The organism is Roseicyclus mahoneyensis (genome assembly GCF_003148775.1).
GTDB lineage: Bacteria > Pseudomonadota > Alphaproteobacteria > Rhodobacterales > Rhodobacteraceae > Roseicyclus > Roseicyclus mahoneyensis.
In genome coordinates, this window is record NZ_QGGW01000008.1 from 191,669 (window position 1) to 196,266 (window position 4,598).

At 66.4% G+C, this 4,598-nt stretch carries 7 protein-coding genes; 1 reads left to right on the forward strand and 6 read right to left on the reverse strand.

What is annotated here, in order from left to right; translation table 11 throughout:
- The first annotated feature begins 458 nt into the window (after nt 1-458).
- On the forward strand, nt 459-1,277 hold the full coding sequence (locus C7455_RS15815; RefSeq protein WP_109669822.1) for a lytic transglycosylase domain-containing protein: 819 nt from the start codon (nt 459-461) through the stop codon (nt 1,275-1,277).
- 4 nt (nt 1,278-1,281) lie between these two features.
- Here the strand turns inward: C7455_RS15815 and C7455_RS15820 are convergent, their stop codons facing one another.
- The 6 genes from C7455_RS15820 to C7455_RS15845 all read right to left on the reverse strand — a co-directional run.
- Nucleotides 1,282-1,563 carry a GNAT family N-acetyltransferase gene (locus C7455_RS15820; RefSeq protein ID WP_109669823.1) on the reverse strand — a complete coding sequence of 94 codons (282 nt, stop codon included), beginning with the start codon at nt 1,561-1,563 and terminating at the stop codon, nt 1,282-1,284.
- Nucleotides 1,560-1,964 (reverse strand): acyl-CoA thioesterase, encoded by a 405-nt coding sequence (locus C7455_RS15825; RefSeq protein ID WP_245904369.1) that lies wholly within the window; start codon nt 1,962-1,964, stop codon nt 1,560-1,562. The genes C7455_RS15820 and C7455_RS15825 overlap by 4 nt, the downstream gene beginning before the upstream one ends.
- A gap of 10 nt (nt 1,965-1,974) precedes the next feature.
- Nucleotides 1,975-2,598, reverse strand: coding sequence for a 3-oxoacid CoA-transferase subunit B (locus C7455_RS15830; protein ID WP_109669873.1), 624 nt, complete (start codon nt 2,596-2,598; stop codon nt 1,975-1,977).
- A 5-nt stretch (nt 2,599-2,603) separates the two neighbouring features.
- Nucleotides 2,604-3,413, reverse strand: coding sequence for a hypothetical protein (locus C7455_RS15835; protein ID WP_109669825.1), 810 nt, complete (start codon nt 3,411-3,413; stop codon nt 2,604-2,606).
- A complete protein-coding gene (locus C7455_RS15840) occupies nt 3,410-4,453 on the reverse strand; it encodes a GSCFA domain-containing protein (RefSeq protein WP_109669827.1) in 1,044 nt (347 codons plus the stop codon). The genes C7455_RS15835 and C7455_RS15840 overlap by 4 nt, the downstream gene beginning before the upstream one ends.
- Nucleotides 4,454-4,460: 7 nt before the next feature.
- On the reverse strand, nt 4,461-4,598 hold a 138-nt coding region (locus tag C7455_RS15845; RefSeq protein ID WP_281269420.1), incomplete at its 5' end, for a CoA-transferase.

Below are 4,598 nucleotides of genomic sequence, written 5' to 3' on the forward strand. Positions count from 1 at the left end.
GGCTGTGCGTTGGCCAGTTCCTGTGCGATGTCGGTCGACAGGTTTTCCACACCGCCCGAAACGACGGCCATCACGGCCAGGCCCAGGCCGACGAGCGCTGCGGTCAGAACGACCCAGTCAACGGTCACGGCGCCGGATTCGGAATTTGCGAAGTTTTGGATCAGGTTGGTCATGGTAGTTACTCCAGTCAGGGTTCAGGTCTAGTGTTCGCCCCGGCCACCGTGGCCGCTTGGGATGTGTATGTTTTGATGGTCAAACGGGGCAGGAATTGGGCCTGTTCGGGAAATTACTGGGAATTCTCTCGGGTTCTTTAAGGGCAGATTCACCCCGAAATCCGTGCTATACATCCCGCCAGACAGCGCCCGACCCAAAGAAAACAAGGGCGTAGAAGGCAGGACCGAGCAGGCAGACTGATGATGCGGCAGCGTTGGGCGCGCGCGTGCGCGATTTTTTTCGTGATGAGTTTTCCGATCTGCGCCGCCGCGCAGGAGGTGGCCGCGCCCCCCGGGCAAGGCGCGTCGATCCGGCGTGTCGTGGTGCCGGGGGCGGGCCAGACGGGCCCGCGCATCAACATCCAGATCACCGCCGAGGAACATGCCCGCAACACCACGGCGCCCGCGCCCGTCGCGCCCTCACCCGTCGCCCTCGCCCTGCAAGAGGATGCCCCCCGCCGCAGTACCGGTGGCCAGAGCGATTGGTTCTGGCAGGCAATCTCGCCCACGCTTCCCGCCGATCCCGGGCGATTTTGGGCCGCACAGGACCTTCTGGCGGCGTCCCCCGATGCCGCCAACCTCAGCGTGCCGCGCCTGACCACGCTCAACCGGATCATCGCGGACCATGGCGCCGATATCTTGATGGCCAGCATCGACACCGGCGTGTCGCCTGCGCTGGTTCTGGCGGTGATGGCAGTCGAATCGGCGGGACGGTCCGAGGCCGTCAGCCATGCGGGCGCACAGGGCCTGATGCAGCTGATCCCCGATACCGCAATGCGATTTGGCGTGACCGATCCCTTCGACGCCCGCCAGAACATCCGCGGCGGCGTGGCCTATCTGGACTGGTTGCTTGAGGAATTCGACGGTGACCCGCTTTTGGCGCTGGCAGGCTACAACGCGGGCGAGGGGGCTGTGCGGCGCAACAACGGCGTGCCGCCCTTTGCCGAGACGCGCGATTACGTGCCCAAGGTGCTGGCGGCCTGGATGATGGCGCGCTCGCTCTGCCGCAGCCCGCCCGAGCTGATTTCGGACGGCTGCGTATTCCAGCCGATCGCGGTCAACTGAGGCGTCAGTCGATCACATCGGCCCATTCTGGGTGACGCCGCGCCTGCGCCTTGACGAAGGGGCAAAGTGCCACGACGCGCACGCCCTCGGACCGCGCATCGGCAACCAGACGTTCCACCAGGCTCAGCCCCGCACCGGTGCCCCGCATCGCGTCGGGCACACCGGTATGATCGGCGATGATGCGGGTAGGCGAGAGGATGGAATAGGTCAGTTCCGCCTCTGCGCCGTCCTCGCGCAGGACATAGCGGCCCTTGGTGCCGGTTATCTCGCGTTGGATATCGGTCATGGCAGGTCCGGCGGCAGGGGGCGGGTGACACCCGAGCCCGAGATGGCGACAAAGGTGAAATCCCCCTCGGTGACCAGCATCCGCTCGCCGGTGCGCTGGCGGCGCACCCAGGCCTCGATATGCATGGTGATGGAGGTGCGGCCCGTGCGGGTGATCTGGCTGTAGACCGAGAACAGATCACCCACCAGAACCGGCGCGTGAAACCGCAGCGCTTCGATGGCGACCGTGGCACAACGCCCCTGCGCGCGGTCCATCGCCGTGGTGCCGGCGGCGATGTCCATCTGGCTTACGACCCAGCCGCCGAAAACATCGCCGCCCGAATTGGTGTCGGCGGGCATCGGCACGGTCTGCAGCGTCAGCGTGCCCTGGGGGGTCCGCCCCGCCGCGGATGCGGCTTCCACGGAACCAGGATCAGACAAGCGTGGCCTCTGTGGCGGCGCGCAACTGCTCCTCGGTCACGCCATCTGCCAGTTCCAGCAGCTTCAGGCCGCCCTCGACCACTTCAAGCACGCCCATGTTGGTGATGATCAGGTCGACCACCCCCGTGCCCGTCAGCGGCAGGGTGCAGGATTTCAGAACCTTGCTCTCGCCATGCTTGTTGGCGTGATCCATCACCACCACCACGCGGCCCACGCCCGCGACGAGGTCCATCGCGCCGCCCATGCCCTTGACCAGCTTTCCGGGGATCATCCAGTTCGCCAGATCGCCCTTTTCGCTCACTTCCATCGCGCCGAGGATCGCCATGGCGATCTTGCCGCCGCGGATCATGCCAAAGCTGGTCGCGCTGTCGAAATAGGCGGTGTGCGGCAGTTCGGTGATGGTCTGCTTGCCGGCGTTGATGAGGTCGGGGTCTTCCTCGCCCTCGATCGGAAAGGGGCCCATGCCCAGCATCCCGTTTTCCGATTGCAGCGTTACGGTCATACCGTCGGGGATGTAGTTCGACACCAGCGTCGGAATCCCGATGCCAAGGTTCACATACATCCCGTCGCGCAGTTCCTTCGCGGCGCGGGCGGCCATCTGGTTGCGGTCCCACATGGGCGTCACTCCTGTCTTGCTGGTGTCGGGGCAGCCCCGGTCATGTCGGGGCCAAGGGCTAGCGCAAAGGCGCGGAAAAGCGAAGCGCCAAACGCGGCGTTCATGTGCCGGTGATCGTCGAGCACGCGGCCCGCGGCGCGGAAATCCATCGCGTCCTTGCCGAACTCGGGGCGGGTCAGGAAGGGGGCGGCGATGGTGTCTTGTGGCTGCGCGACGAAGGCCATCTTGCGTTCGGCCAGTGCCCGGCTCAACGCCTCGGTGTAAAGCAGTTCGATCCGCGCCGCCTCAGGATGGCCCGCAACCGAGGCAAAGGGTTCAAGGCGGAGCTTGCCGCGCCGCGTCACCACCGTGGTGGGGTAGGGCGCGCGGGCGAGATAGAGCGGCGCCACGCCCCGGAACTGGCGCGCCAGATCGTCGGCGCGCGCGGCAATCGCCTCGTCCATGGCGGCGCGGAACCCCGGTTCGGACAAAAGCGGTTTGCCTCGCCGCGGCGGCCAGTCGATCACGTCGTAATTGCCCGCCACGAACAGGACGGAGGGCAAGCCCATCGTGTCGGCGATGACCAGCGTGGCGTCAAAGCGCGTCAGGTCGAGGTGATCGGCCCCATTGATGCGCTGCGCCAGCTTGCGGGTCTCGGTGTCGCCCGGCAGCGGCTGGAACACCCCCCCAGGATCGGTCGCACATTCGGCGAACTTGCCGCCGGGCAGGCCCCAGAAGGTGACGGAAAGGCCGGGATGGTCCAATGCGATGGACCCGGCCGCATATTTCAACGCGCCGATGTTGGAGGTTCCGACAACCGCGATACGCCTCGTCATGGGCGAAAGGCGTCCAGAAGAACATCCTCGCAGATCGCCTCATCCTCCGGGTCGGGCGTCTCGGCCTGCTTGCCCTCTGGCCGGTCGGCAAGGCCGTGAGCGGCTAGGAACAGGCCCATGATGCCGTCCACCACCTCGGGGCGCACGCTGCGCAGATCCTCCGCGAAGGCGCCGGTCGGATGGGCAGGCGACATCACCAACTCATAGGAGGGGAAATAGTCGATCCGGTCCGAACTGTCTTTCAGCATGTCGCAGACCACCCGCAGCACCGCCTTTGACCGCATAGTTGCCGTCAGCACGTGATCGTCGGTCGCCGTGGCCGCCAGCGGCACGGGCGACACCGTCAGAAGCCATTTCAGATCCGGGTTGATCTCGGCCAGCATCTCCTCAACGGCGGTGAAATCCTCAAGGATCTCGGCCACGCCGTGGTTGCGGAAGACAAATGTGTCGGGGTCATAGGCGCCCGCGATGGTGCCGGGCGCGGTGGGGTAAACGGTGCCTGTCGCGCGGTGTTCCCAGGCTTCGGTCAGCCCAAGGGTGAAGACCATCACCTCGGCGTCCTGCACCGCACGGGCCAGCGCGATCAGATTCTGGGCGCGCATTTCCATCACCTGCTCGGGGCTGGCCAGCCCCTCGGGCTCCACCCCGGGGCGCAACGCATCCCAATATCGGCCGCTCTTTTCCCAGACCGGCAGCGCGGGGGTGAAGAGGCCCAGCATCTCCTCCACCAGTTGGCGGAACTGGCGCACGGTGTAGATGTTGCCGAACCGCGCGGCATAGGTGCCATAGCCAAAGCGTTTGGCGGTCTCGGGCGGCATGCCGCGCAGGGCGGGTTCCGTGTCGATCACCCTTAGCCCCGCGCGTTTCATTGCGGCACCCACATGCTGCGCGAAACAAGAGCCGGCCGTGAAAACGCGCGTCTCGGGAGTCAGGGCAAAGCGCGGGTGGTAAACCTCGGGCAGGTCGAGCGCCCCAACCCCCGATACCCCGCCGCGCCAGAAGGCGCGCTGGGGCAGGCCGCTGTAGGGCGAGACGCTCACGGGCGCGTCAGGCGGCGCGGGGCCGCGTGGTGCGTTGCTCGATCCGCTTTTCGTGTTCGCCCTGGATCACGCGATGCACATAGATGCCGGGCAGGTGGATGGTGTCGGGGTCGAGGCTGCCGGTCGGCACGATCTCCTCCACCTC

Excerpts from the sequence above, each read along its gene's own strand:
- C7455_RS15820 (WP_109669823.1), bottom strand. The coding sequence starts at position 1,563 with ATGACCGATATCCAACGCGAGATAACCGGCACCAAGGGCCGCTATGTC.
- C7455_RS15835 (WP_109669825.1), bottom strand. The coding sequence starts at position 3,413 with ATGACGAGGCGTATCGCGGTTGTCGGAACCTCCAACATCGGCGCGTTG.
- C7455_RS15815 (WP_109669822.1), top strand. The coding sequence starts at position 459 with ATGAGTTTTCCGATCTGCGCCGCCGCGCAGGAGGTGGCCGCGCCCCCC.
- C7455_RS15830 (WP_109669873.1), bottom strand. The coding sequence starts at position 2,598 with ATGTGGGACCGCAACCAGATGGCCGCCCGCGCCGCGAAGGAACTGCGC.